Raw genomic sequence first — 22,699 nt, 5'->3', positions numbered from 1 at the left:
TGGACCGAGTCTGGCGGGCTTCCGGCGCGGCCGGACCGGTCTGTTCCGGACATTGACCGAAGGTGGACACGCGCGATGCCCGAGATGTTCCCGTTGACCGAGCCCGACGCCCACGGCCTGCTCGACGTCGGCGACGGGCACCGGATCTTCTGGGAGACCAGCGGAAATCCGGCCGGCAAGCCCGCGGTCGTGCTGCACGGCGGGCCGGGTCAGGGCAGCGCGCCGGGCATGCGGCGGATGTTCGACCCCGCTCGCTACCGGGTGGTGCTGCTCGACCAGCGCGGCTGCGGCCGGAGCGTGCCGCACGCGACGACGTCGGTGCGCGACAACACCACCGACCACCTGGTGGCCGATCTGGAGAAGCTGCGTGAGCACCTCGGCATCGAGCGCTGGATGGTGACCGGCGGCTCGTGGGGCACGACCCTGGCGCTGGTGTACGCCGAACGTTTCCCCGAACGAGTGACGGAACTCGTGGTGAGCGCGATCAGCACCACGCGCCGTTCGGAGATCGACTGGCTCTACCGCGGGGTGGGCCGGTTCTTCCCGGAAGAGTGGGCGCGCTTCACCCTCGGCACCGACGACGACGTCGCCGCGTACGCGCGGCTGATGGCCGACCCCGACCCGGCGGTCCGCGACCGGGCGGCGGCCGCGTGGTGGCGGTGGGAGAACGTGGTGCTGTCGCTCGAGCCCGGCGCTCCCCCGGTCCGCGACGAGCCGGTGGACGACGCGACGCTCGCGTTCGTCACGCTCACTACGCACTACTACGCGAACGCCGGTTGGCTGCAGGAAGGCGCCGTGATCCGCGATGCGGGCCGGCTCGCCGGCATCCCGGGCGTGCTGATCCACGGGCGGCTCGACCTCAGCTGCCCGGTGACGACCGCGTACGAGCTGGCCGAGGCCTGGCCGGGCGCCGAACTGCTCGTCGACGACCATGCCGGGCACCGGTCCAGCGACGTCAAGCGCGACTGGAAGCTCGCGGCGCTGGACCGGTTCGCGGGTTAGCCTTCCGCCGCCAGCGTCACCGCGACGTCGATGATCATGTCCTCCTGGCCGCCGACCAGCGCGAGTTCGCCGCAGCGGCGCAGGATCGCCTGCGCCGGGACGCCGTAGCGCTCCGCCGCGCGCTCGGCGTGCAGCAGGAAGCTCGAGTACACCCCGGCCCAGCCCTGCACGATCGCGTTGCGGTCCATCTTCGGCCAGCGGTTCAGGTACGGGCGGACGACCTCCTCCGCGCCGTCGAGCAGGGCGCCGACGTCGAGGCCGGTGTCGATGCCCAGGCGGTCGAACACCGCAGCGAGAACCTCCGTCGGCGAGTTGCCGGCGCCCGCGCCGAGCGCGCAGAGCGACCCGTCGATGTAGCGCACCCCGGCTTCGTACGCCAGGACGGAGTTCGCGACGCCGAGGCTCAGGTTCTGGTGGCCGTGGTAGCCGACCCACGCCGTGTCGCCGACCTCGGCGACCAGCGCCTCGAACCGGTCACGGGCTTCGTGCATCAGCAGCGCGCCGGCCGAGTCCGTCACGTATGCCGCCTGGCAGCCCGCGTCGACCATGATTCGCGCCTGCTTCGCGAGGTCCTCCGGCGGTGTCCGGTGCGCCATCATGAGGAACCCGGCGGTTTCCATGCCGAGTTCGCGCGCCAGCCCGAAGTGCTGCGGCGAGACGTCCGCCTCGGTGCAGTGCGTCGCCACCCGCACCATCTCCGCGCCCGCGTCGAAGGCGCGCTGGAGGTCTTCCGCGGTGCCGATGCCCGGCACGAGCAGCACGGCGACCTTCGCCTGCTTCGCCTCCTCGCGGGCCGCGGCGATCAGCTTGAGCTCGTCGACGGCGGAGAAGCCGTAGGTGAACGACGAGCCGCCGAGGCCGTCACCGTGGGTCACTTCGATCACCTCGACGCCGGCGCGGTCGAGCGCGCGCACGGTGTCGCGCACCTGCTGCTCGGTGAAGCGGTGGGCCATCGCGTGGCTGCCGTCGCGCAGCGTCGTGTCGACGATCCGGACGTCGTGCTTCAGTTCAGGGCGGCTCATGCCGTCACCTCCTGCTTCGCGCGGGCCATGAGCTCGCCGACGCGGGCGGCCGCGGCGGTCATGATGTCGAGGTTCCCGGCGTACTCCGGCAGGTAGTCGCCGTTGCCGCGGACCTCCAGGAAGATCCCGACCCGCGCGTGGCCGTCCCACTCCTCGCGCGCGTCGTCGAACTGCGGATCGGCGCGCAGCGAGTACCCGGGGACGTACTTGCGGACCTCGTCGACCATCTCGTGGACCGACTCGGCGATCGCGTCGCGGTCGGCGTCGAGCCCGATCGCGCAGAAGACGGTGTCCCGCATGATCATCGGCGGCTCGACCGGGTTCAGGATGATGATCGCCTTGCCGCGCCCGGCGCCGCCGATCTCGGCGACCGCCTGCGACGTCGTGCGCGTGAACTCGTCGATGTTGGCGCGCGTGCCCGGGCCCGCGCCGCGCGAGGCGACCGACGCGACGATCTCCGCGTACGGCACCGGCGTCACGCGGGAAACCGCGTGCACCATGGGGATCGTGGCCTGACCGCCGCAGGTGATCATGGAGACGTTCGGCGCGTCGAGGTGCGCGCCGAGGTTCACCGGCGGGCACACCATCGGGCCGAGGTGCGCGGGGGTCAGGTCGATCGCCTGGATGCCGGCGGCCTCGTAGAGCGGAGCGTTGGCCGCGTGCGCCTTGGCCGACGTCGCCTCGAACACGAGGTCCGGCAGGGGATCCTGGCGCAACAGCCAGTCGACGCCCTCGGCGGACGCCGCGATCCCCTGCGCGCGGGCGCGTTCGAGCCCGTCGGACTCGACCACGCCGACCACGTAACCGACTTCGATGTTTTCGCTGTGTCGCAGCTTCGCCAGCAGATCGGTGCCGATGTTGCCGGGGCCGACGATCGCCGCCTTCACGGGAGCCATGTCTCCGACGGTCGCACCGCGGCTCGTTTCGCGGACAGTCTCGCGTTCCGGTCAGTGGAACGTCGGTCGCGCACGACCACGGCGGCGACTCCCCCGGCGGTCATGACGGCCGGCACCGAGGCGGCGTCCACCACGAACCACCACTGGGAGCGGACCGGTTCCGCGCCGTAGGCCACGCCCCAGCGGATGACGTCCCGGAGCAGCGGGGTGACGTAGGTGTAGGTGCCGAAGTGGGCGAGGAAGGTGACAGTCAGTCCACTTCGGACTCTTGAGTCGCCGATAGAGCCGCCCGGTGACCACGGCGACGACCGGCGCGGCGACGGCGGCGACAATGCCGGGGACGGTCGTGGTCCACCCGGCGGTGCCGTCGGAGACCCCGACGGTCAGCGCGGCGACGGCACCTTGGTGCTCATGAAGGTCAAGTAGACCGACGGCGGCGGGCGAGCGCCGGCAGGATCGCGACGGCTCGGGGTCACGTCGGATTCCCGCCGGTTTGATCGACTCGCGTTCGGGGCAGATCCGTGGAGAGATCCCGACGGAGGAGGTCCGATGACCGAGCGGCGTTGGCACGTCATCCCGAGCACGGCCCCGCTGTGCTGGCTGAACCTGGGGGTGGGGGCAGTCCTACTGCTGTCGAGCATCCTGACGCTGGCGAGAACGGACGCGCCGGCCCCGGTGCTGTCGGTGATCGCCGCGGTGGCGGCGGTGGCGTTGATCGTCCTGGCGACGGTGGGGCTGGCGCGCCCTGGACTCCGCGGCCGCTGAGGTCAGTGACGTTGGCAGCGCTGGTTCTCGATGTCCCAGGTTCCGCCGCTGTCCAGGCAGTCCGTGAACTCTCGTTGCCCGTCGACCCAGGCCTTGTGTCCGGCGCACACGTCGTACCTCGCTTCGTCGCCGTCCCGACACTGGTAGCCGAACTGGGGCGGCTTCCGGGTCGGCGTCTTGCGAACTGACGACTTCTTGGTGGCGGTCGGAGCGGGAGCGGGCGTTCTCACGCTGGAGGTCGGCGGCAGGGTGACGGTCACGACGGGCGTCGGCTCGATGGTGAGCACCGTTTCGGTGGTGATGGGCTGAGCCGGGGCACGCTCCGGCGACGGCGAAGCGCCACACGCCGCCGTCGCCGCGCCGGCAGCCAGCGCCACTCCGCACAACCACGTCTTCATCGGCACGCCTTCGACGACTCGGAGCCCGGACCGTCGTTCAGTCGGCGAGCACGCGGCGACGGTTACAGCGATCGCACCACTGTCGCCGGATCGCAACGTGGGAGCCAGCCGAAGTCAGCGCGGGCGTCGGCGGGGTGGTCGTGTGGCGGGTCGTCGGCTTCTTCGCCGTCGTCGTCGGTGGGTGGGCCCTCGTCCGCGTGGTTGCCCGGATCGTCGTGATCGCAGGGGATTCCATCGTGGACGGTCGTGGCTGCACCACCCGCCCGCTCCCCGATCCGCCGCCCGCGCACGCCGCCGCTACCACGCCCGCGCTCACGACCAGGCCGCACCACCACATCCTCACCGGCCGGACGCTGGCAGCGTGGCGCGCGCGAAACCGGCGGAACGACAAAACCGGCCGGGCCCCGCGGCGGCGGCGGGGCCCGGCCGGCCGGCTCTACAGCTCCTGGTGGTCCGCGTGCTCCACCCGGGCCGCCTCCAGCGGGCGGCCGTCGCTCACCCGGAAGTCGTCCACGCCGTCCAGGACGAAGGTCGGGGTTCCCGCCACCTTGTCCGCGCGGCAATGATGGACGTCGAGATCTGCTACGTCACGCACGACGAACGCCGGGCGCGTGTCGGATGCTCCGAATCGGACGTCCACATTGTCCAGACTGATCCCCCGTGCGTGGCGGATGAAGAACCCGTACGCCGGCAGCGTGCCGAACATCGACGGCTCCGGGTAAGCGGTTTCCAGCTCCGGTGGGTTCTGGACCGCGTCGCCCGGAGTCAGGCCGCCCGCCAGGTGGTGACGGACGTTGCTCACCTTCACGTCCTCGATCGGGTGGCCCGGGATGCCCGCGATGCACGACGGGTAGCGCGGATCCGCGTCGAACGTCGTCACGTCGCTGATGCTCACCCGGCGCAGGAACCCGACCGCACTGCCCGCCGGGCCGCGCATGCGCGCGCCCAGCCTCAGGAACAGGGGCATCTGGACCTTGCGCATCGTCAGGTTGCTGATCGTCACGTCCTCCAGCCACCCGCCGTCGACCGTCTCCAGGGCCAGGCCGCGGCAGTACTCGAAGACCACGTTGGAGATCGCGATGTTGCGGAACCCGCCGTTGGCCTCCGTGCCGAACTTGACCCGGCCGGTGCGCCCGTACGACGACGTCTTGTACGTGCCGTCGACCAGGGTGCCGAGGTCGTAACCGCTGACGAAACAGTTGTCGATCGTCACGTTTTCCGTGTCCCGCACCTGGTTCAGCGCGTACGAGCTCTTCAGCACGATCGCGTCGTCGTTCGGCGAGTTCACCGTCGTGTTCGCGATCCGGACGTTCTTGCAGCAGTCGATGTTGATGCCGTCGCGGTTGGTGTCGATCACCAGCCCGTCGATGCGGAAGTTGTCGACGCCGGTCGGCAGGATGCCGAAGTGCCCGCCGTTGACGATCGTGATGTCGCGGATCGCGACGTTGCGGCACAGCTTCAGCGCGATCGCCTTGTTGCCGTTGAGCGGCGCGGACTCGGCGCTGCCGCCGGCGACGAGACCCTTGCCGTCGATCTTGCCCGGCCCCTCGATGGTGACGTTCTCCAGGTTCTCGCCCCAGATCAAGCTGTTGTGCCAGTGGCTGTGCCCGAAGTCCTGGTACGGGTTGCCCGCGCCCGGCTCGGCCGGGTCGTAGCCCTTGCCGCCCGCCGGCGCGGCCGCGAGGATCGTCGCGTTCGCCGCCAGGTACAGCGCCACGTTGCTCTTGAGGTGGATCGAATAGCTCGCATACGTTCCCGCCGGGAAGTACACCGTCCCACCGCGGGCCGCGGCCGCGTCGATCGCGCGGTTGATCGCGGCGGTGTCGATCGCGCGCCCGTCGCCCTTCGCGCCGAACTTCGTGACGTCGAAGAACCGGCCCGGCGTACTGTCCTCCGCCGCGCCGGCCGGAGATCCGATGAATGGCAGTGCGGCGCCGGCCGCCGCTCCCCAGGTGACCGCACGACGACGGCTGAACGCTTCACCCACGAAAGCTCCCTTTCCTAGCAACGACGGAAACACCACGCGGTGTTTCCGACGGCGGATCGGGAATGCGCGAGTTCAGGCTAGGAGCAAATGATCGGATGAGTCAAGCGCGGCCCCCGCCGAAGCAGGGGCCGCGCCCTTCAGTCCAGCACCTCGGTGACGGTGCCCGCGGCCACCGTCAGCCGGCCTTCGCGCATCGCGAACCCGAGACCCGGGCTCATCGCGACCGGCTGGCCGAGCTCCACCGTCAGCGAAGCCGCCTCACCCGGCCGGACCGCCGTGACGCCCTCGGCGAGGGCGACCACCCCGACGACGTCGCTGGTGCGGAAGTGGAACTGCGGCCGGTAGTTCGCCGCGAACGGCGTCCGCCTGCCACCCTCGGCGGCCGACAGCACGTGGACGTCCGCGCGGAACCGCGTGTGCGGCCGGACGCTGCCCGGCAGGCAGACGACCTGCCCGCGCCGGACCTCGCCGCGCTTCACCCCGCGCAGCAGCACCGCGGCGTTGTCACCCGCCTCGGCGCGCTCCATCGGCTTGCCGAACGTCTCGAGCCCGGTGGCCACGCTCGCGACGGCCGGACCGAGCCCGATCACCTCGACCGCGTCACCGACGCCGAGGACGCCCTGCTCCACCGCGCCGGTCACGACGGTGCCGCGGCCGGTGATGGTCAGGACGTTCTCGATCGGCATGAGGAACGGCAGGTCGAGCCGCCGCGGCGGGATCGGCACGTGCTCGTCGACGGCCTCGAGGAGGTCGAGGATCCGCTGCGTCCACAGCGGGTCGCCGTCGAGCGCGCGCAGCCCCGACACGCGGACGACCGGCACGGCGTCGCCCTCGAACCCGTACCGGGTCAGCAGCTCGCGGACCTCGAGCTCGACCAGGTCGAGCAGGTCCTCGTCGTCGGCCAGGTCGGCCTTGTTGAGCGCGACCACGAGGTGCTCGACGCCGATCCGGCGCGCCAGCACGACGTGCTCGCGCGTCTGCGGCATCGCGCCGTCCTGCGCCGAGACCACGAGCACCGCGCCGTCCAGCTGGGCCGCTCCGGTGATCATGTTCTTGACGTAGTCGGCGTGGCCCGGCATGTCGACGTGCGCGTAGTGCCGGGTCGGCGTCTCGTACTCGACGTGCGCGATGTTGATCGTGATGCCGCGCTCGATCTCCTCCGGCGCGCGGTCGATGCGGTCGAAGGCGACGTACTGGTTGGCGCCGCCGCGCTCGGCCAGCACCTTGGTGATGGCGGCGGTGAGGGTGGTCTTGCCGTGGTCGACGTGGCCCATCGTGCCGATGTTGAGGTGCGGCTTGGTGCGCACGTACTGCTGCTTGGTCATGGGATTTCCCTGTGCTGAGAACGGAATGCGCGCGAAACCGGGTGAGCGCGTCGACCCTCCCCCGGCGGTTCCGCGCCTGTGCCAGGGGAATCGGGGAAGGGTCAGCTTCGAGCGCCGCTGGACCGGGCCGAAAGCGGCCGTGCCGAAAGGGCGCTCGGCAGGGACGAGCCTGCGAGCGTCGCGCTATCGGACACGGGGAACATGATCCGGAGGGTGTCACGAGAAAGGTCGTGGTGTCACCCGGTTTACGCGGGCGCCGTAACAGCGGCGTCGCCGGTGCCGACTCTGGGTGCTGCCACCGGGCCGATTTGGAGCGACGTCATGGACCATAGGGAACTCGCCGAGGCGACCGTCGTCGCCATCGCCGACCATTTCTGCGCGGCCCGCTCAGGAGTGCTGTTTTCGGAGCACGCATCGCGGACGGTGGGAGAGATCGTCGCGGTGGTCAGGTCGGCTTGCGGTATCGACACGCCCGTCATTGGGGACCTGCGGCGGAATCCGGGCAATAGCGACGTCCGCCACCACGCGGCGGCATTGCTGACGCGGACGCTCGACGACGATGAGCGCCTCGCCCCGGCGCTCGGCAAGGCACTCGGCAAGGCACTCGGCCGGAGCGAACCCGCCGAGGTTCCGGCCGCCGACGCCCCGGCCGCCAGCGTTCCGATGCGGGACACCGCTCCGATCGCCTGGACCCACCGCTACACGCCAGCTCCGGAGCGCGATACCGATCGCACGCTCATCCGGCTCGGTGCCGGGCTGCTGGTCATCGGCCTGGCCATCGGGGTGTTCTTCGTCGTCCAGATCCTGGCGGCACCGATCACAGCAGAATCGACATGCGAAGATTACCTGCGGATGTCGACTCAAGACCGGGCCGAAGCCGTCATCCAGGTCGGCTTGGACCTGCACGTCCGGGACGCGGGCAACCCCCTCATGCGGCTCTCGGTCGACTACGCCTGCGGGATCTCCCCCCAAACGACACTCGGCGCCGTTCTGAGCCGGCCGCGAGGCTACTGAATACGGCCAGCTCGCTGCCGCATCAGGAGCGCCGCCATGCGGTACTCGCACGGCTCGTCGGCGCGATTCGCGTACAAATACGTTGCGCCAGAGCTAAAGTAGGTCGAGTCATACGCCGCCCGAATGTACTCAGCCGAACTGCCGGCCAGCCACAGCGTGCCCGACTCCACCGCGGCGAACTCGTGTAAACCCGCCGCGTGCGCGGGAAATCACCGGCGTCACAGCGAGCAGGCAAAGTCGTCCCAATCCCACGAGGTTGACCCCACCATGACGGGCGTCAGTGCCGTGCGGTGCCAGCCGCCCGCCGTGGCGACGTGGTCGTGCCTCTCCGCGCGCCGGACGATCACCTCGTCCGCTCCCATGCCGGCCAGCAGGTACGACAACGACCACTCCAGACTGTCGGCGATGCGGGACAGCACCATCACCGTCGGAGTCTGCTGGACGAGCTGCTCGAGCGGTGCGCCGCCGTGGGTGCCCGGCAGACAATCGCCATCGTCGTCTCCGGCAGCCCCGCGTCGCAAAGGTGCGCCGCGCGGCCAGGTTCACCGACGCTGGGGGCTGCGGCACGTTGGGTTCAAGCACGGCCGGTGGTTCGACACTCTTCTGATTCAACCCGGACTCGGCTGAGGCGTCGGGCAGGATGCGGGCATGGACACCGAAGCCGACCTCCTCGAAGCGGCCCGGCGCGACGACCGCGGCGCGTTCGACCGGCTCGTGCGGCCCTACCAAAGCGAGCTGCGCGCCCACTGCTACCGGCTGCTCGGTGCCCTGCACGACGCGGAAGACGCGCTGCAGGAGGCGCTGCTCGGCGCGTGGCGCGGGCTGGCCGGGTTCGAGGGACGCAGCTCGGTGCGCGCGTGGCTCTACCGGATCGCCACGAACGCCTGCCTCCGGCTGATCAAGCAGCGGCCCCGACGCCTGATGCCGCGTGACCACCACCCGGCGGCGAACCCCGGCGACGCGCTCGACGGCCCGGTCGACGGCGAGGCGTTCGTCGAGCCCTACCCCGAGGACGACTGGGACCCGCAGCGCCGCTTCGAGCTGCGCGAGAGCGTCGAGCTCGCCTTCGTCGCCGCGTTGCAGTACCTGCCCGGCACCCAGCGGGCCGTGCTGATCCTGCGAGACGTGCTCGCGTTCTCGGCCGCGGAAGTCGCCGAAGCGCTCGACACGTCCGTCGCCTCGGTGAACAGCGCGCTGCAACGGGCCCGCAAGACCCTCGAGCAGCGGACGCCGTCGCGGAGCCAGCAGGCGACGTTGCGCAGCCTGGGCGAGGACGCGGAACGCGCGCTGGTGGCGGACTTCGTCGCGGCCTGGGAACGCGCCGACGTCCCGGCGCTGCTCGACCTGCTCGCCGAGGACGCCCGCTTCACGATGCCGCCGCTGCCCGCGTGGTTCGACGGCCGCGACGACGTCGCCCGCTTCCTGGCCGGCAGCGTGTTCGCCACGCCGTGGCGGCTGGTGTCGATCCGAGCCGGCGGCCAGCTCGCGTTCGCGTGCTACCAGCGTCACCCCGACGGCGTGTTCCGCATCGGCTGCGTGAACGTCCTGACGCTGCGCGGCGACCGGATCGTCGAGATCATCGGCTTCCTCGACCCGGCGATGTACGCGGGCTTCGACCTGCCGGCGGAGCTCCCCTAGTCCGTCCAGCGACGGAGCTTCTCGGGGTTGCGGACGACCCAGATGTGCTTGATCCGGTCGCCGGCGACGTCGAACGCGAACACCGTCACGATCACGCCGTCCTGCCGCGCGACCAGCCCGGGCCGGCCGTTGACCGTGCGTTCCACGAAGGCCATGGTGGCGGGCTTGCGGCCGGCCAGCTCGATCCAGGCGTGCGCGATCCGCTCGCCGCCCTCGATGGGGTGCGGGAAGGCGATGGCGAGGCCGCCGCCGTCGGCGGTCGCGGTGGCGCCGGGGTCGAGCAGGCCGATCAGGGCGTCGATGTCCTTGGCTTCCCACGCCCGTTTGAACTCCCGGACGATCCCCGCCTGCCGGGCCGGCGGCGTCGCGGGATCGTGCGACGCGCGGATCCGGCGCCGGGCCGAGGAGGCCAGCTGGCGGCACGCGGCCGGCGTGCGGCCGACGATCTCGGCGACTTCCGCGAAGGAGTGGCAGAAGACGTCGTGCAGGATGAACGCGACGCGCTCGGCCGGGGTCATCGACTCGAGCACGACCAGGAAGGCCATGCTGACCGACTCGTCCAGCGTGACGCGGTCGGCCGGGTCGTCTTCGCGGTTTTCGGGCACCGGCTCGGGAATCCACTCGCCGACGTAGGTTTCGCGGCGGACCCGCGCCGAGCCGAGCAGGGTGAGGCAGATGCGGCCGGTGACGGTCGTCAGCCAGGCGCCCGGCGACGCGATGGCGTCCTGCTGCGGCTTCGTCAGGGCGTACCAGCGGGTGTAGGCCTCCTGGACGGCGTCCTCGGCCTCGGCCAGGGAGCCCAGGAGCCGGTAGGCGAGGTTGATCAGCCGGCGGCGCTCGCTCGTGAACACGTCCACCCTCTTATGACGGCGCAGCCGTGCGGAATGTGAGGCCTGACGTTTCGGGTGGCTGCGCGGTCGTACCCGGGAAACCGATTCGACCACGCCAGGAGCGACCATGACCACCCAGTTGCCGACCACCCCTTTCGCGGACGCGGCGTCCGCCCGGAGTCTGGAGCGGGCGGCCGCCGCGCTGACCGCCCACGGGTTCGCCACGGAGATCCTCGACGACGCCGCGGCCGCGCGGGCCCGCGTCGCCTCGCTCATCTCCGAGGGGGCCAGCGTGTTCACCGGGGCGAGCGAGACGCTGCGCCTGTCGGGCATCGACGCGGACATCAACGCCGGGTCGCGCTACCAGGCGGTCAAGCCGCTGGCGATGGCGATCGACCGCGCGACGGGCGCGGACGAGATCCGCCGGCTGCTCGCGAGCCCGGACGTCGTGGTGGGCAGCGTCGCGGCGGTGACCGAAACCGGGTCATTGGTGGCGGCGTCGGGCAGCGGGAGCCAGCTGCCCGCGTACTCGGGTGGCGCCGGTCGGGCGATCTGGGTGGTGGGGGCGCAGAAGGTGGTGCCGGATCTGGAGACGGCGCTGCGTCGGGTCGAGGAGCATTGCCTGCCGTTGGAGAGCGTGCGGACGCAGGAGGTGCATGGGTGGCCCAGTGCGGTCAACCGCCTGCTGGTCATGAACGGCGAGCCCCGTCCGGGCCGGGCGACCGTGTTGCTGCTGCGCGAGGCGATCGGCTTCTAACGGGTGTGGCGCCGGAGGTCGCGCGGCGCGAAGATGAGCCGGTGGACGACCCCACCGCGGCCCTCCTCGCCGAGTACGCGGCGCTCCGAAGCGAAACGGAGCGCCGCTCGACGATCCAGTGGAACGTCTTCGCCCTGCAGGTCGCCTCGGCCGGCGCGATCATCAGCCTGGCGATCGCGTCGGCGACGAACTCCGCGCTGCTCCTCGTGGTCCCGCTCACGTCGTACATGCTCGGCGCCCGCTACATCCTGCACGACTTCCACCTCAAGCTGATCCACCGGTACGTCCGGGACTCCTTGAGCGAGCGGTTGTCCGGGAACCTCCAGTGGGAAGCCTGGCGGGACCGCGAGCTGGACCGGGTGACGGCCCCTCGGCGGTGGTTCACCTCGACCGGCTGGAACGCCGTGCACCCGACCCGGCTCGCCTTCGTGGGCGTCGCCGCGCTGGCGGTCGTCGGAGCGCTGGTCACCGGGATCTTCCTGTGGGTCACCCGATCGCCCGGCTGGCCCGTGATCACCGCGTTCGGCCTGGGCTGGCTGGTGGACGCGCTGGCCACCGTGCGCCTGAACCGGATCTTCGCCGGTGCCCGCGATGGCTCTAGCGGGACTTCGCCCTCAGGTGGAGCCGCTCCCCCTGTTTCCCGAACAGGCTGAGGATCTCCGCGGGCCGGCCGACCGCGCCGAACCAGTGGGGCAGCCTCGTGTCGAACTCCGCCGCCTCGCCCGGGCCCAGCGTCATGTCCCGGTCGGCCAGGATCAGCCTCAGCCGCCCCGACAGGACGTACAGCCACTCGTACCCCTCGTGGACCTGGGGGTCCGGCTCGCCCGTCTCCGGCTCGAGGATCATCTTGAACGCCTGGGGCGCGCCCGGCTGGCGGGTCAGGGGCAGGACCGTCATCGTCGCGCCGTTGGCGCGGGGGAAGCGGCGGGCCGTCAGGCGGACGCGGGGGTCGCCGACCTCGGGGGCGCCGACCAGCTCGTCCAGGGGCACCTGGTGGGCCTGGGCGATCGGCAGCAGCAGTTCGAGGCTCGGCTTGCGCTGGCCGGACTCCAGCCGCGACAGCGTGCTCTTCGAGATGCCCGTCGCCGTCGACAGGTCGGCCAGCGTGACCCGGCGCTGGGTGCGGACCCTCTTGAGCCGGGGGCCGACCTCGGCCAGTGCGTGGGTGATGGCGTCCGTCATCCCTCCAGGAAACGCGCTCGTCCCGGAAACGGCAACATTTGTTGTCGGAATCGCGAAGGCGGGCTCAAGGTGGCGGCATGACCGAAAACAACTATGACGTCCTGGTGGTGGGTGGCGGGGCCGCGGGCCTGAGCGCCGCCCTGATGCTCGGCCGCGCGCGGCGACGCGTCGTGGTCGTCGACGGCGGCTCGCCCCGCAACGCGCCCGCCGAGCACATGCACGGCTTCCTCTCCCGCGACGGCCTGCCGCCGTCCGAACTGCTCAAGATCGGCCGTGAGGAGCTCGCCGGCTACGGCGTCGAGATCCTCCAAGACCAGGTGAGCGCGCTCGAACCCGGCTTCACCGCACGGCTCGCGAGCAGCGGCCGGGAGCTGACCGCCCGGCGCGTCCTGGTCTCGACCGGCGTCCACGACGACCTGCCGCCCATCCCCGGCCTGCGCGAAAGCTGGGGCACCGACGCCGTGACCTGCCCGTACTGCCACGGCTACGAGGTCCGCGACCAGCCGCTCGGCGTCCTCGGCACCGAACCCGCGAGCGTCGAGCACGCGCTGCTGGTGCGCCAGTGGTCGCCCGACGTCGTGTACTTCGCGCACACCGCGCCACCGTCCGAAGAGGACCGTGAACGGCTCGGCGCGCGAGGCATCGAGGTCGTCGACGGGCTCGTCTCCGCCGTCCGGCGGGAAAACGGCCACCTCACCGGGCTCGAGCTCGGCGCGCAGTTCGTGCCGCGCGCGGCACTGTTCGTCCGGACGCACACCGTCCCGCACGACGAGCTCATCCGCCGGCTCGGCTACGAGGAGACGGACGCGATGGGCAAGACGAACGTGCCGGGTGTCTGGGCCGCCGGGAACGTCGTCGACGCGCGGGCGACCGTGATCATCGCCGCCGCCCAGGGCGCGGCCGCCGGCGGCGCGCTGAACCACGACCTCGTGACCGAGGACGTCCGGCGGGCGGTCGACGCGTTCGGCGGCTTCACCCCCGAAGCCGAACGCGCCGCCGCCCGGGCGCGCTGACGTCCGGGCACGCTGACGTCCGGACATGCTGACGTCCTGGCGTTCGGTGCCCGGCCGTGCCAGGCTCGGCCGGTGCGTCCGACCCTGTACGACTTCGCCGGCGGCGACCCCGCGTTCCGCGCGCTGGCCGCCGCCCACCACGAGCGCTGCCTGGCCGACCCCGAGCTGAACCACCCGTTCTCGCACCCGGGGCAGCACCCGCAGCACGTCGACCGGCTGGCCCGCTACTGGGCCGAGGTCCTGGGCGGCCCGCCGCGGTTCTCGCAGGAGTGCAGCGACCACTCCGCGATGCTGCGGATGCACGCCGGCAACGGCGACATGAGCGACCTCGGCCGCCGGTTCGTCGCCTGCTTCGTGGCGGCCGCGGACGACGCCGGCCTGCCCGCCGATCCGGAGTTCCGGGCCGCGCTGCGGTCCTACATGGAATGGGCGGTCGCCGAGGTGCTCACCTACCCGGGCCCGGCCGGCGACGTGCCCGCGGGGCTCGCGATGCCGCACTGGTCGTGGGACGGGTTGCAGCCGGTGTAACGCTCGGCGCGTCCGCCGCGTCTTGTGAACAACGACCGGCTGTGGAGGTCCGTCGCAGAGCCGGTCCGAGCGCGTTTCCCCCCAACCCGCCCGGACCGGCTCGCCCACTACGTCCGATTCCCGCGAGCGTCGCCGCCGGCGGCCGGGCCAGAGTGGACGCCATGTCCCTCGACCGCTTCCTGCTCGCGAGCAAGGGTTTCGAGCACCACCTCCGCGCGGTGCCGCCCGACGGCTGGACCGCCTCGACGCCGTGCGCCGCATGGGACGTCCGGGCGCTGGTGAACCACATGACCCGCGGCAACCTCAACTACGTCGGGCTCCTGCGCGGCGCCACCCGCGACGAGTTCCTGGCCGCCCGCGACGCCGACGCGCTCGGCGACGACCCGGTGACGGCGTTCACCGCGTCGGTCCGGGCCTGCGCGGCGGCCTTCGCGGAAGAAGGCGCGCTGGACCGGGTCGTCGACTACCCGCTGGGCGCGCTGACCGGACGGCGCGCGCTGGCCGTCCGCGCGACCGACAGCACCGTCCACACCTGGGACCTCGCGCGCGCCCTCGGCGCCGACGACACCCTCGACCCGGGACTCGTCGCGTGGATCGACGAGAGCCACGACCACATCTTCGCGGGGCTGGCGCTGAACTCGCGGGTCTTCGCCGACCCACCGCCGGGCGTCCCGGCGACGTCCAGGCAGGACCGGCTGCTCACGCGCTTCGGCCGCGATCCTCGCTGAGGTCGCAGCCCAGCCGCCCGGCCAGTTCGGTCAGCGCCTGCCCCAGCGGCCGGTCGACGCGCACCGAAGCGTAGCGGTCGCCGCGGGTCTCGCCGTGGTTGACGATCACGACCGGCTTGGCCGCGGCCGCCGCGTGGCGGACGAAGCGCAGGCCCGACATCACGGTCAGGGACGACCCCAGCACCAGCAGCGCGTCAGCCTCGTCGACCAGGCGGTAGCACTGCTCGACACGGGACCTCGGCACGTTCTCGCCGAAGAACACCACGTCCGGCTTGAGCTTGCCGTCGCACGACGCGCAGGGCACCGGGGTGAACCGGCGCACGACGGCCTCGGGCAGCTCGACGTCGCCGTCCGGGTTGATCCGGGTGGCGGCGCCGTCGAAGTCCGGGTTGGCGGCCCGCAGGCGCCGGTCCAGCTCGGCGCGCGGGCTGGTGCGGCGGCAGTCCAGGCAGATCACGCGGTCCAGGCTGCCGTGCAGCTCGACGGCGTCCGCGGTGCCGGCCGCCTGGTGCAGCCCGTCGACGTTCTGCGTGATGACGCCGCCGAAGAACCCGCCGTCTCGCAGGGCCGCGACCGCGCGGTGGCCGTCGTTCGGGTCGGCGCGGGCGATGGTGCGCCACCCGAGGTGGCTGCGCGCCCAGTACCGCTGCCGGCCCTCGGCGCTGGTGACGAACTCGTCGTAGGTCATCGGCGTGTGCCGGCGCAGGCTGCCGGTTTCGCCGCGGTAGTCGGGGATCCCGGACTCGGTGGACAGCCCGGCCCCGCTGAGCACGGCGACGCGCCCGCGCGCGACGACGCCGGCGAGCTCGTCGAGGCTCGCGGTCCGGGGCAGTGGCGCGTCCGGGGACGTCCAGGTCAGGGTGGGGCGGGTCCGCACCGGATCCAGGGTACGCACATGAGCCCGCACCGCCGTGCTGACGCTGCTCGCGCCGGATCCCTAGGCGAGCCGCTTCTCGAACCAGTGGTCGGCGTAGTGCTCGTCGTTGAACGGTGCGACCTCGCGGTATCCCGCCGCGCGGTACAGGCCGATCGCTTCGTCGAGCGCGCGGTTCGTCTCCAGCCGGAGCGCGGGGACGCCGAGGCCGGCCGCGTGGGTCTCCAGCTCGGTCAGCAGCCGGCGCCCCAGCCCGAGGCCGCGTGCCGACGGCGCCACCCACATCCGCTTGACCTCGGCGGGTGCGTCGCCGTGGAGCTTCAACGCTCCGCAGCCGATCGGCTCGCCGTGCAGGGTGGCCACCAGCAGGACGCCGGCCGGTGGGGTCATCTCGGCGTCGGCCGCGGAGGTGCTGAGGCCGGGGTCGAAGCCGTCGTCGAACCGGCCGGCCAGCTCCGCGAAGTAGGCGCGCAGGCAGAACCGCGCGTTCGCGTGCCCAGGCGGGCAGGGGGCGACGTCGACCGCCGACGCCGTCAGGAGCCGCTCGACCTCGGCCATCGCCGTGACGAGCCGGGTGCGCTGCCGGCCGGACAACGGGGCGAGGAGCGCGGTGGCCGCGTCGTCGGAGAGCCGGTCGAGCGCGGCGCGTTCGCCCTGACCGGCCTCGGTGAGCCGCGCGGTGCGGACGCGGCCGTCGGCAGTGCTCGGCTCGACGCGCACCAGGCCGTCGCGCTCCAGGCCGCGCAGCAGCCTGCTCAGGTAGCCGGAGTCGAGGTCGAGGCGTTCCCGCAGCTCACGGACGTCGCGCCCGGCGGCGCCGATCTCCCACAGCACCCGCGCCTCGCCCAGCGGCCGGGCGCGGGCGAGGAAGGCGTCGTCGAGCGCGCCGATCCGCTGGGTGACCGTCCGGTTGAACCGCCGGACGCCGTCGACGAGGTCGGAGTCCATTACCTGACTATAGTCAGAGATTCTGCGGTAGGGCAGAATTCCCCGCGTCTGCGGAGGGAAGCGCGTGAGCTGGCAGTTCGGGCCGTACCGCGTGGAGTCGCTCATCGCCCGCGGGGGCATGGGCGAGGTCCACCGCGCCTACGACACCCGCCACGACCGCGTCGTGGCCCTCAAGCTGCTGTCGACGGACTTCGCCGCCGACCACGACTTCCAGGAACGGTTCCGGCGCGAAGCCCACGCGGTGGCGCGGCTGCGCGAGCCGCACGTGATCCCGATTCACGCCTACGGCGAGATCGACGGGCGCCTCTACCTCGACATGCGCCTGGTCGACGGCGACGACCTCGGCACCCGGCTGACCGCGGGCGGGGCGCTCGCCCCGGCCGAGGCGGTCGACGTCGTCGGGCAGGTCGCCCAGGCACTGGCCGCCGCGCACGCCGAAGGCCTGGTGCACCGGGACGTCAAGCCGTCGAACGTGCTGGTCGGCGCGACCGGGTTCGCCTACCTCGTGGACTTCGGCATCGCCCGCGCGGCCGGGCCCAGCACCGAGCTGACCATCACCGGCGGCGCCGTCGGGACGCTCGACTACATGGCGCCGGAACGCTTCACGGACGCGCCGGCCGACCACCGCGTCGACGTCTATTCGCTGGCCTGCGTGCTGCACCAGTGCCTGACCGGCAGCAAGCCGTTCGCGGCGACGACGGCCGCGTCGCTGATCGGCGCGCACCTGCACCAGCCGCCACCGCTGCCGAGCGCGGTGCGGCCGGGGCTGCCCGCCGCGTTCGACGCCGTGATCGCGCGCGGCATGGCGAAGGACCCCGAGGCGCGCTTCGGCAGCGTCACGGAGCTGGCGGCCGCCGCCCGGGCCGCGCTCGGCGGCACGGTCCCGGTCACCGCCGCCGCTCCCCCGACCCGGCAGGCCACCCGCGTCGCGCCGGCCACGGCTCCGGCCCCGGCCGAAGTCCGGCGGCGGCCGTCGAAGGCGCCGTGGCTGGTCGCCGGCGTGGCCCTGCTCGCGCTCGTGGCCGTCGTCGGGTGGTTCGCCGTCCTCAAGCCTTCGTTCCAAGCCGGGACGACACCCGGCTCGACGCCGCCCGCGACGACGTCCGCCTCGTCCAGCGCGCCGCCGACGACCCCCGCGCCGGTCACGACCACGCAGGTGAGCGTCCGGACGACCGTCGCCACCACCGTCGCGAGCGGCGCCGACCTCGGCCTGGCGACCGCGATGAGCACGCCGGCGTGCGACGGCTCGTACGTCGTCGTCCTCGGCTCCGCGATCACCCCGGCCCGCTACCGCGCCGACGTCCAGCGGTACCTCGACGCCCACCCGGGCGCGCGGTACCTGCACACGCCGAGCACCGGCTGCGGCTCGCTGCGGCAGCAGGTCAACGGCGCCGACGTGTACGCCGTCTACGACGGGCCGTTCGCCGCCAAGGAGTCCGCGTGCGCGCGGCGCAGCGGCAGCGCGTACGTCAAGCGGCTCGACAACACGACGTCGCCCACGCAGGTCGTCAGCTGCTGAGCCCGTTCCAGACGGAGTCAGCGTCCACAAAGGACCTCAGCAGTCCGGTCAGCACGGTGTCGCCGCGTCCGTTCAGCGCGTCGGAGGCGATCCGGCGGGCGACGCCGGCGAGGAAGTCGGCGACCTGCACGCGGGCGTCGGACCGCGAGTCGACGAACCGGACGCCGGCCAGCCGGTGCCCGAGCGTGGCCTTGAGCTGCAGCACGCGCTCGGCGGTCAGCGCGAGCTGTTCGTCGTGGACCAGGGCGACCGGGGTGCCGCCGGCGCTGAAGTGCCGGACGGTGTGGATCACCGCGGGCACCAGCGGGTCCAGCACCGGGACCAGGCCGGGATCGCTCGCCAGCCGGGCGCGGTAGCCCGCCACGCGGTCGGCGCCGCCGCTCAGCCGGGCCATGATCTCGCCGGCTTCGCCGGGGACCGCCGCGAGTTCGCCGGCCAGCGCGAAGAACTCCGCCGGCGACGTCGTGACGCCGCGCCGGGGGTTGAGGCGCAGGACGCTGGTGAACGCGGCGAGGAAGTACGCCCAGCGGGCGGCGCCGAACGCGGCCGGGCCGGTGCGGTGGAGGGTGCGCGCCATGGCGTCGGTGCCGTGCTCGGCCAGCAGCGTGACCGCGGCCCGCACGGCGAAGAACGTCTTGTCGGTCAGGTGGACGTGCCCGCGGCCGTCGAGCGGGCCCGCGGGGTCGAGCAGCCACTCGAGCACCGGGCGGTGCTTGCCGCGCAGCAGGTGGTTCGCCTTGTACTCCTCGGCGGGCGAGCCGATGCGGGCGCGGATCTCTTCGACGCAGCCGCGCGCGGCCTCGGGGGTCAGCCCGACACCGGCGTGGGCGAAGACGTCGGTCTCGCCGCCGACGAGGTTTTCGCCCTCCGAGCCCGACTCGTCGCAGGCGATCTCGACCGGGCTCACCGGTCCGATGGTGCCAGAAGGGACGATCCGCGGCGACCGGTTACCCGGGTGGACGCCCGCCGTCACGGTTGGGCCACGACGGCTAACGACCACGAAGGATCCGGTGACTAGGGAGAGTAAGTGTCCTGGGAGGCTCCGATGGCCCCGAACGACCGGCCCGTCCGGCTCGCCCTGACGGCTGCCGTGCTCGTCCTGCTGCTGGGCGGTGCCGGAGTCCTGGTGCGGCAAGGGCTCACGACCGGTCCGGAGGGGACGGTCGCCGCCGCCGGGATCGAGGTCGACGCGCCCGCCGGGACGCGCGTTTCCGTGCGGCCCGCGCCGGAACCGGCGGTCACGGCGTCCTTCACCCGCCGGTTCGGCGGCGGGGCCGACCTCGGCTTCGACGGCGTCCGGGCGCCGCGGGTGCGGATCCCCGTGCCGAGCGCGCCGCCGGCCGGGTTCGCGCCGGTCGTCATCACCGCGACCCGGCTCGTCCCGGCGGCCTACGACGCCACGAAGCACAGCATCGTCGCGGAACTGACCCAGCCGGGCGCGTTCTGGGGCGGGCTGTTCGACTTCGCCGCGCTCGGCCGCGACGTCGTCCCGGCTCCGGCGCCGCGGCCGGCCTGCGCCGGGCGGGCGGCCAGCTCCGACGGCATGACCGTCGGACTCGGCGGGCCCGACCCGGCGACGCTCATCTCCGCCTGCGTCACCGCCGCCGACGGCCGCGCGGGCGTCACGCTGACGTCGAACGCGCGCGTCCCCTACCGGCTCGTCCCGCCGCCCGGGTGGCCCGAGCCCACCGCCCGGACCGTCGCGGCGGCGACGTCGTCCGTGCAGCTGTTCGGCCGGCCACGCCAGCGCGACCTGCTGTGGCCCGGCTCCGGCGTCACCTACGACGTCCCGTTCGGCCTGCTGCCGGGGACGTTCAAGGGCCAGGCCGACCCCGGCCCCGGTCTCGGCACGACGCTGGCGCTGGCCGCGCACCGCCTGGCCGCGCTGTTCGGAATGCCCGGCGCCCCCGAGCCGCCGCCGGGCGTGCTGACCTGCGCCGCGGACGCCGGCGCCGCGCACCAGACCGCGGACCGGCCGCTCGCCGAAGCGGCGGCGGCCGCGTGGGCCGCGCTCGCACCGTGCCACCCGGACGGCGGCGACGTCGTGCGCCGGTTCCTCGCCCCCGGGATCGGGCCGGTGACGAGCGGGCTGGCGCCGGCGAACCCCGCCTTCGACGTCGCGCTCACCACGAGCCGCGCGCAGCGGTTCACCCAGACCGTCGACTACCGGCCGCGGACCGGCGCCACGACGAGCCGCGCGACCGGCGCCTGCGACGCGGTGTCGGCGGTGTCCGGCCGCCACGACGCCTACCGCTGCACGAGCGGCACGACCACGTACGACCCGTGCTTCGCCACGACGGGGACGCGGGTGGTCTGCCCGACCTCGGCGACGAAGGCGGTGTTGCTGACCTACACCGGCGCCCTGCCGACGCCGCCTCAGCCCGGCGGAACGGCCGAGCCGTTCCTCCTCACCCTGGAGGGCGGCCGGCAATGCACGGCCGTCGCGGACGACTCGCCCTCGGGCGCCCGGTTCACCTGCGCCGACGGCACCGACCTCGCCGGCGAGCCGGACACGTCGGGTCCACTGTGGATCATCGACGGGCAGACCGTCGCGAAGGCCTACGCCTAGGCCAGCGTGATCTTTCCGTTCGCGACGGTGACCGACTTCTTCTCCAGCGCCTGGGACGCCGGGCCGTTCGCGACCGAGCCGTCGGCGATCTTGAACTTGCTGCCGTGGCACGGGCAGTTGATCGTCCCGTCCGCCACGGCGTCGACCGTGCAGCCCTGGTGCGTGCAGACCGCCGAAAATGCCGCGAACGTCCCCGCCGCCGGCTGGGTCACCACGACCTGCTTGTCCGCGAACACCTTGCCGCCGCCGACCGGGACGTCGCCGGTCGCGCCCAGCACTGTGCCGCCCGGGGCCGCGGGCTGCTGCGGTGCCGCCGACGGCGAGCCCGTCGTGCCGCCGTAGGTGCTGCATCCCGCCACCAGCCCGGCGCCCACCGCCGCGAGCGCCGTCCGGCGGGCGATCGCCGGTTCCAGTTCGTCGTTGCGCACGATCGTCCCCCGCCTAGAATTTCAAGCCCGATTGGGTGAAGAACCACAGCGACGCGCTCAACCACAGCCCGACGAGGCCGGTGAACACGAGGCCGCCGAGGAGCGGGAGCGACCAGCCGGGCGCGCCGTCTTTCCGCAGTAGCAGCATCTTCGCGACGAACGCGCCGTAGAAGAAGCAGCCCAGCAGCGAGTGCAGGAGCACGCGGGTGTCGAACGACTGGAACCCGAGCGCGTACAGGCAGTGCAGCGCCACCGGGATCGACACGAGGAACGCCAGCCGTCCCGACCAGCGGTGCACCGGCGCGACCCACGCCGGTACCGTCCGGCCGAGCTTGCCGTACATCGCCAGCGCCGAGAGCAGCTGGACGACGGCCAGCACGACGACGACCGTCGCGAGCCATGCCTTCACCGACATCGGGCTCGAGAACCCGGCGACGTTCACCGCGACGCCGGTCGGCGTGTGCAGGCTGCCGTAGACGCCGAGCACCACCGAGACGACGGCGCCGACCACGAGCGGCACGAGGAGCGCGGCCCCGGCGCGATTGCCCGCCGTGGTCATCAGAAGTCACCGTTCCCGGCCAGGCCGCTGATCGGCTCGGCGGTCACCGGCGCGCCGTCGACGGTCGCCGTGGCCCCGGTGCCGAAGTTGAGCGCGGGAGCCGACGCCGAGTCCTCGCCCGTGGTGAGGATGCCGACCTGGCTGCCGTCGGGCTGCACGATCCAGCCGACCTTGGCCTGCTGGCCCTTCACCTTCGGCGCCGCGCGGTAGAGCCCCGCGGGTTTCTTCGCCGGCGGTGCGCTGAACTGGTAGGTCTTGCCGGCCGCCGTCACGGACCCGGTGACCGAAGCGGCGTCGAAGCTGCCCGTGAGGCTGGCGTTCTTCGCCCCTTTGAGGTCCAGTTTCCCGCCGACCGTCACGCCCTGCAGCCAGGCTTCGACCTTCTTGCCGTCGCAGAGGTAGGCGATCGCGTGGCCGTCGCGCACCGACACCGCGACCGACGCGCCGCCGCCGGTGACGCGCCCCGCGTAGTCCGCCCGTGCGGGCGCGTCCGCCTTGGGCGCCTCGGCTTTCGGCGCCGCGGACGTCGGGGGTGGCGAGGATGGCGACGCACTCGCCACGCTCGCCGCGTTCGCGGCCCCGGCGACCGGCGCGACGCCGGTCCCCGTCGCCGCCGTGACGGCCCCGATCCCGCCGGCGAGCACCACGCCCGCGAGCAATGTGAACAACGGCCCCGGATGTCTCATGGTCTTCCCCGCATTCCCCTAACCCACCACC

26 protein-coding genes are annotated in these 22,699 nt (G+C 72.8%); 11 read left to right on the top strand and 15 right to left on the bottom strand.

Going from position 1 to position 22,699, the window contains the following annotated elements:
- Positions 1–75: 75 nt before the first annotated feature.
- Positions 76–1,002, top strand: a complete 927-nt coding sequence (gene pip / locus ACZ7OU_RS29300; RefSeq protein ID WP_470257610.1) for a prolyl aminopeptidase — start codon at positions 76–78, stop codon at positions 1,000–1,002.
- On the opposite strand, the gene dmpG is transcribed toward pip, so the two are convergent.
- The 3 genes from dmpG to ACZ7OU_RS29285 are packed head-to-tail and all read right to left on the bottom strand — an operon-like array spanning position 999 to position 3,252.
- Positions 999–2,024: a 4-hydroxy-2-oxovalerate aldolase gene (dmpG, locus tag ACZ7OU_RS29295; RefSeq protein ID WP_470257609.1), complete on the bottom strand. Its 1,026-nt coding sequence runs from the start codon at positions 2,022–2,024 to the stop codon at positions 999–1,001. The two genes, pip and dmpG, sit on opposite strands and share 4 nt — an antisense overlap.
- The gene (locus ACZ7OU_RS29290; RefSeq protein WP_470236851.1) at positions 2,021–2,920 is read right to left on the bottom strand and encodes an acetaldehyde dehydrogenase (acetylating); all 900 of its coding nucleotides are present in this window, start codon (positions 2,918–2,920) and stop codon (positions 2,021–2,023) included. The genes dmpG and ACZ7OU_RS29290 overlap by 4 nt, the downstream gene beginning before the upstream one ends.
- Positions 2,908–3,252: a hypothetical protein gene (locus ACZ7OU_RS29285; protein WP_470257608.1), complete on the bottom strand. Its 345-nt coding sequence runs from the start codon at positions 3,250–3,252 to the stop codon at positions 2,908–2,910. The genes ACZ7OU_RS29290 and ACZ7OU_RS29285 overlap by 13 nt, the downstream gene beginning before the upstream one ends.
- A gap of 217 nt (positions 3,253–3,469) precedes the next feature.
- Between ACZ7OU_RS29285 and ACZ7OU_RS29280 the strand changes: the two genes are divergently transcribed.
- Positions 3,470–3,685 (top strand): hypothetical protein, encoded by a 216-nt coding sequence (locus ACZ7OU_RS29280; RefSeq protein WP_470236853.1) that lies wholly within the window; start codon positions 3,470–3,472, stop codon positions 3,683–3,685.
- A gap of 2 nt (positions 3,686–3,687) precedes the next feature.
- On the opposite strand, the gene ACZ7OU_RS29275 is transcribed toward ACZ7OU_RS29280, so the two are convergent.
- From ACZ7OU_RS29275 to tuf, 3 genes are all read right to left on the bottom strand, one after another.
- Complete coding sequence (locus ACZ7OU_RS29275) at positions 3,688–4,062, bottom strand: hypothetical protein (protein WP_470257607.1); 375 nt, start codon at positions 4,060–4,062, stop codon at positions 3,688–3,690.
- A 457-nt stretch (positions 4,063–4,519) separates the two neighbouring features.
- Positions 4,520–6,010, bottom strand: coding sequence for a rhamnogalacturonidase (locus tag ACZ7OU_RS29270; RefSeq protein WP_470257669.1), 1,491 nt, complete (start codon positions 6,008–6,010; stop codon positions 4,520–4,522).
- A 197-nt stretch (positions 6,011–6,207) separates the two neighbouring features.
- A complete protein-coding gene (tuf, locus tag ACZ7OU_RS29265) occupies positions 6,208–7,395 on the bottom strand; it encodes an elongation factor Tu (RefSeq protein ID WP_470257606.1) in 1,188 nt (395 codons plus the stop codon).
- Positions 7,396–7,716: 321 nt separating this feature from the next.
- On the opposite strand from tuf, the gene ACZ7OU_RS29260 reads away from it, so the two are divergent.
- Complete coding sequence (locus tag ACZ7OU_RS29260; RefSeq protein WP_470257605.1) at positions 7,717–8,409, top strand: hypothetical protein; 693 nt, start codon at positions 7,717–7,719, stop codon at positions 8,407–8,409.
- 218 nt (positions 8,410–8,627) lie between these two features.
- Here ACZ7OU_RS29260 and ACZ7OU_RS29255 read toward each other — a convergent pair whose 3' ends face one another.
- Positions 8,628–8,834: a hypothetical protein gene (locus tag ACZ7OU_RS29255; protein ID WP_470257604.1), complete on the bottom strand. Its 207-nt coding sequence runs from the start codon at positions 8,832–8,834 to the stop codon at positions 8,628–8,630.
- A gap of 223 nt (positions 8,835–9,057) precedes the next feature.
- Between ACZ7OU_RS29255 and ACZ7OU_RS29250 the strand changes: the two genes are divergently transcribed.
- Positions 9,058–10,047, top strand: coding sequence for a sigma-70 family RNA polymerase sigma factor (locus tag ACZ7OU_RS29250; RefSeq protein ID WP_470257603.1), 990 nt, complete (start codon positions 9,058–9,060; stop codon positions 10,045–10,047).
- Here the strand turns inward: ACZ7OU_RS29250 and sigJ are convergent.
- Positions 10,044–10,904, bottom strand: coding sequence for an RNA polymerase sigma factor SigJ (sigJ, locus tag ACZ7OU_RS29245; RefSeq protein WP_470236859.1), 861 nt, complete (start codon positions 10,902–10,904; stop codon positions 10,044–10,046). The two genes, ACZ7OU_RS29250 and sigJ, sit on opposite strands and share 4 nt — an antisense overlap.
- Positions 10,905–11,004: 100 nt before the next feature.
- Between sigJ and ACZ7OU_RS29240 the strand changes: the two genes are divergently transcribed.
- The gene (locus ACZ7OU_RS29240; protein WP_470257602.1) at positions 11,005–11,634 is read left to right on the top strand and encodes an LUD domain-containing protein; all 630 of its coding nucleotides are present in this window, start codon (positions 11,005–11,007) and stop codon (positions 11,632–11,634) included.
- A gap of 41 nt (positions 11,635–11,675) precedes the next feature.
- Positions 11,676–12,287 carry a hypothetical protein gene (locus ACZ7OU_RS29235; protein WP_470236861.1) on the top strand — a complete coding sequence of 204 codons (612 nt, stop codon included), beginning with the start codon at positions 11,676–11,678 and terminating at the stop codon, positions 12,285–12,287.
- Here the strand turns inward: ACZ7OU_RS29235 and ACZ7OU_RS29230 are convergent.
- On the bottom strand, positions 12,232–12,816 hold the full coding sequence (locus ACZ7OU_RS29230) for a helix-turn-helix domain-containing protein (protein WP_470236862.1): 585 nt from the start codon (positions 12,814–12,816) through the stop codon (positions 12,232–12,234). The two genes, ACZ7OU_RS29235 and ACZ7OU_RS29230, sit on opposite strands and share 56 nt — an antisense overlap.
- 77 nt (positions 12,817–12,893) lie before the next feature.
- Here ACZ7OU_RS29230 and ACZ7OU_RS29225 point away from each other — a divergent pair, with 77 nt between their 5' ends.
- The 3 genes from ACZ7OU_RS29225 to ACZ7OU_RS29215 all read left to right on the top strand — a co-directional run bounded on the left by ACZ7OU_RS29225 (position 12,894) and on the right by ACZ7OU_RS29215 (position 15,085).
- Complete coding sequence (locus ACZ7OU_RS29225) at positions 12,894–13,829, top strand: NAD(P)/FAD-dependent oxidoreductase (protein ID WP_470257601.1); 936 nt, start codon at positions 12,894–12,896, stop codon at positions 13,827–13,829.
- Positions 13,830–13,901: 72 nt separating this feature from the next.
- On the top strand, positions 13,902–14,357 hold the full coding sequence (locus tag ACZ7OU_RS29220) for a group II truncated hemoglobin (RefSeq protein ID WP_470257600.1): 456 nt from the start codon (positions 13,902–13,904) through the stop codon (positions 14,355–14,357).
- Between the two features lie 161 nt (positions 14,358–14,518).
- Entirely contained in the window at positions 14,519–15,085 is a 567-nt protein-coding gene (locus ACZ7OU_RS29215; RefSeq protein ID WP_470257599.1) for a TIGR03086 family metal-binding protein, read from the top strand.
- Here ACZ7OU_RS29215 and ACZ7OU_RS29210 read toward each other — a convergent pair.
- Both ACZ7OU_RS29210 and ACZ7OU_RS29205 read right to left on the bottom strand, forming a co-directional pair.
- Positions 15,057–15,962, bottom strand: a complete 906-nt coding sequence (locus tag ACZ7OU_RS29210; protein WP_470257598.1) for an NAD-dependent protein deacetylase — start codon at positions 15,960–15,962, stop codon at positions 15,057–15,059. The genes ACZ7OU_RS29215 and ACZ7OU_RS29210 overlap by 29 nt on opposite strands.
- Positions 15,963–16,022: 60 nt before the next feature.
- Entirely contained in the window at positions 16,023–16,907 is an 885-nt protein-coding gene (locus ACZ7OU_RS29205) for a bifunctional helix-turn-helix transcriptional regulator/GNAT family N-acetyltransferase (RefSeq protein WP_470257597.1), read from the bottom strand.
- A gap of 64 nt (positions 16,908–16,971) precedes the next feature.
- Between ACZ7OU_RS29205 and ACZ7OU_RS29200 the strand changes: the two genes are divergently transcribed.
- Positions 16,972–18,426, top strand: a complete 1,455-nt coding sequence (locus tag ACZ7OU_RS29200) for a serine/threonine-protein kinase (RefSeq protein WP_470257596.1) — start codon at positions 16,972–16,974, stop codon at positions 18,424–18,426.
- On the opposite strand, the gene ACZ7OU_RS29195 is transcribed toward ACZ7OU_RS29200, so the two are convergent.
- On the bottom strand, positions 18,416–19,333 hold the full coding sequence (locus ACZ7OU_RS29195; protein WP_470236869.1) for a DUF3800 domain-containing protein: 918 nt from the start codon (positions 19,331–19,333) through the stop codon (positions 18,416–18,418). The genes ACZ7OU_RS29200 and ACZ7OU_RS29195 overlap by 11 nt on opposite strands.
- 138 nt (positions 19,334–19,471) lie before the next feature.
- Between ACZ7OU_RS29195 and ACZ7OU_RS29190 the strand changes: the two genes are divergently transcribed.
- Positions 19,472–20,995, top strand: coding sequence for a hypothetical protein (locus ACZ7OU_RS29190; protein ID WP_470257595.1), 1,524 nt, complete (start codon positions 19,472–19,474; stop codon positions 20,993–20,995).
- On the opposite strand, the gene ACZ7OU_RS29185 is transcribed toward ACZ7OU_RS29190, so the two are convergent.
- The 3 genes from ACZ7OU_RS29185 to ACZ7OU_RS29175 are packed head-to-tail and all read right to left on the bottom strand — an operon-like array spanning position 20,992 to position 22,668.
- Positions 20,992–21,423: a Rieske (2Fe-2S) protein gene (locus ACZ7OU_RS29185; protein ID WP_470257594.1), complete on the bottom strand. Its 432-nt coding sequence runs from the start codon at positions 21,421–21,423 to the stop codon at positions 20,992–20,994. The two genes, ACZ7OU_RS29190 and ACZ7OU_RS29185, sit on opposite strands and share 4 nt — an antisense overlap.
- 13 nt (positions 21,424–21,436) lie before the next feature.
- Positions 21,437–21,982 carry a DUF6529 family protein gene (locus tag ACZ7OU_RS29180; protein WP_470257593.1) on the bottom strand — a complete coding sequence of 182 codons (546 nt, stop codon included), beginning with the start codon at positions 21,980–21,982 and terminating at the stop codon, positions 21,437–21,439.
- The gene (locus ACZ7OU_RS29175; protein ID WP_470257592.1) at positions 21,982–22,668 is read right to left on the bottom strand and encodes a hypothetical protein; all 687 of its coding nucleotides are present in this window, start codon (positions 22,666–22,668) and stop codon (positions 21,982–21,984) included. Before ACZ7OU_RS29175 ends, ACZ7OU_RS29180 begins: the two co-directional genes overlap by 1 nt.
- Positions 22,669–22,699: the final 31 nt, after the last annotated feature.

The organism is Amycolatopsis sp. NPDC114505 (genome assembly GCF_055633615.1).
Note: the sequence above shows the minus strand (reverse complement) of the source record. Positions and strands in the feature narration are given on the sequence as shown.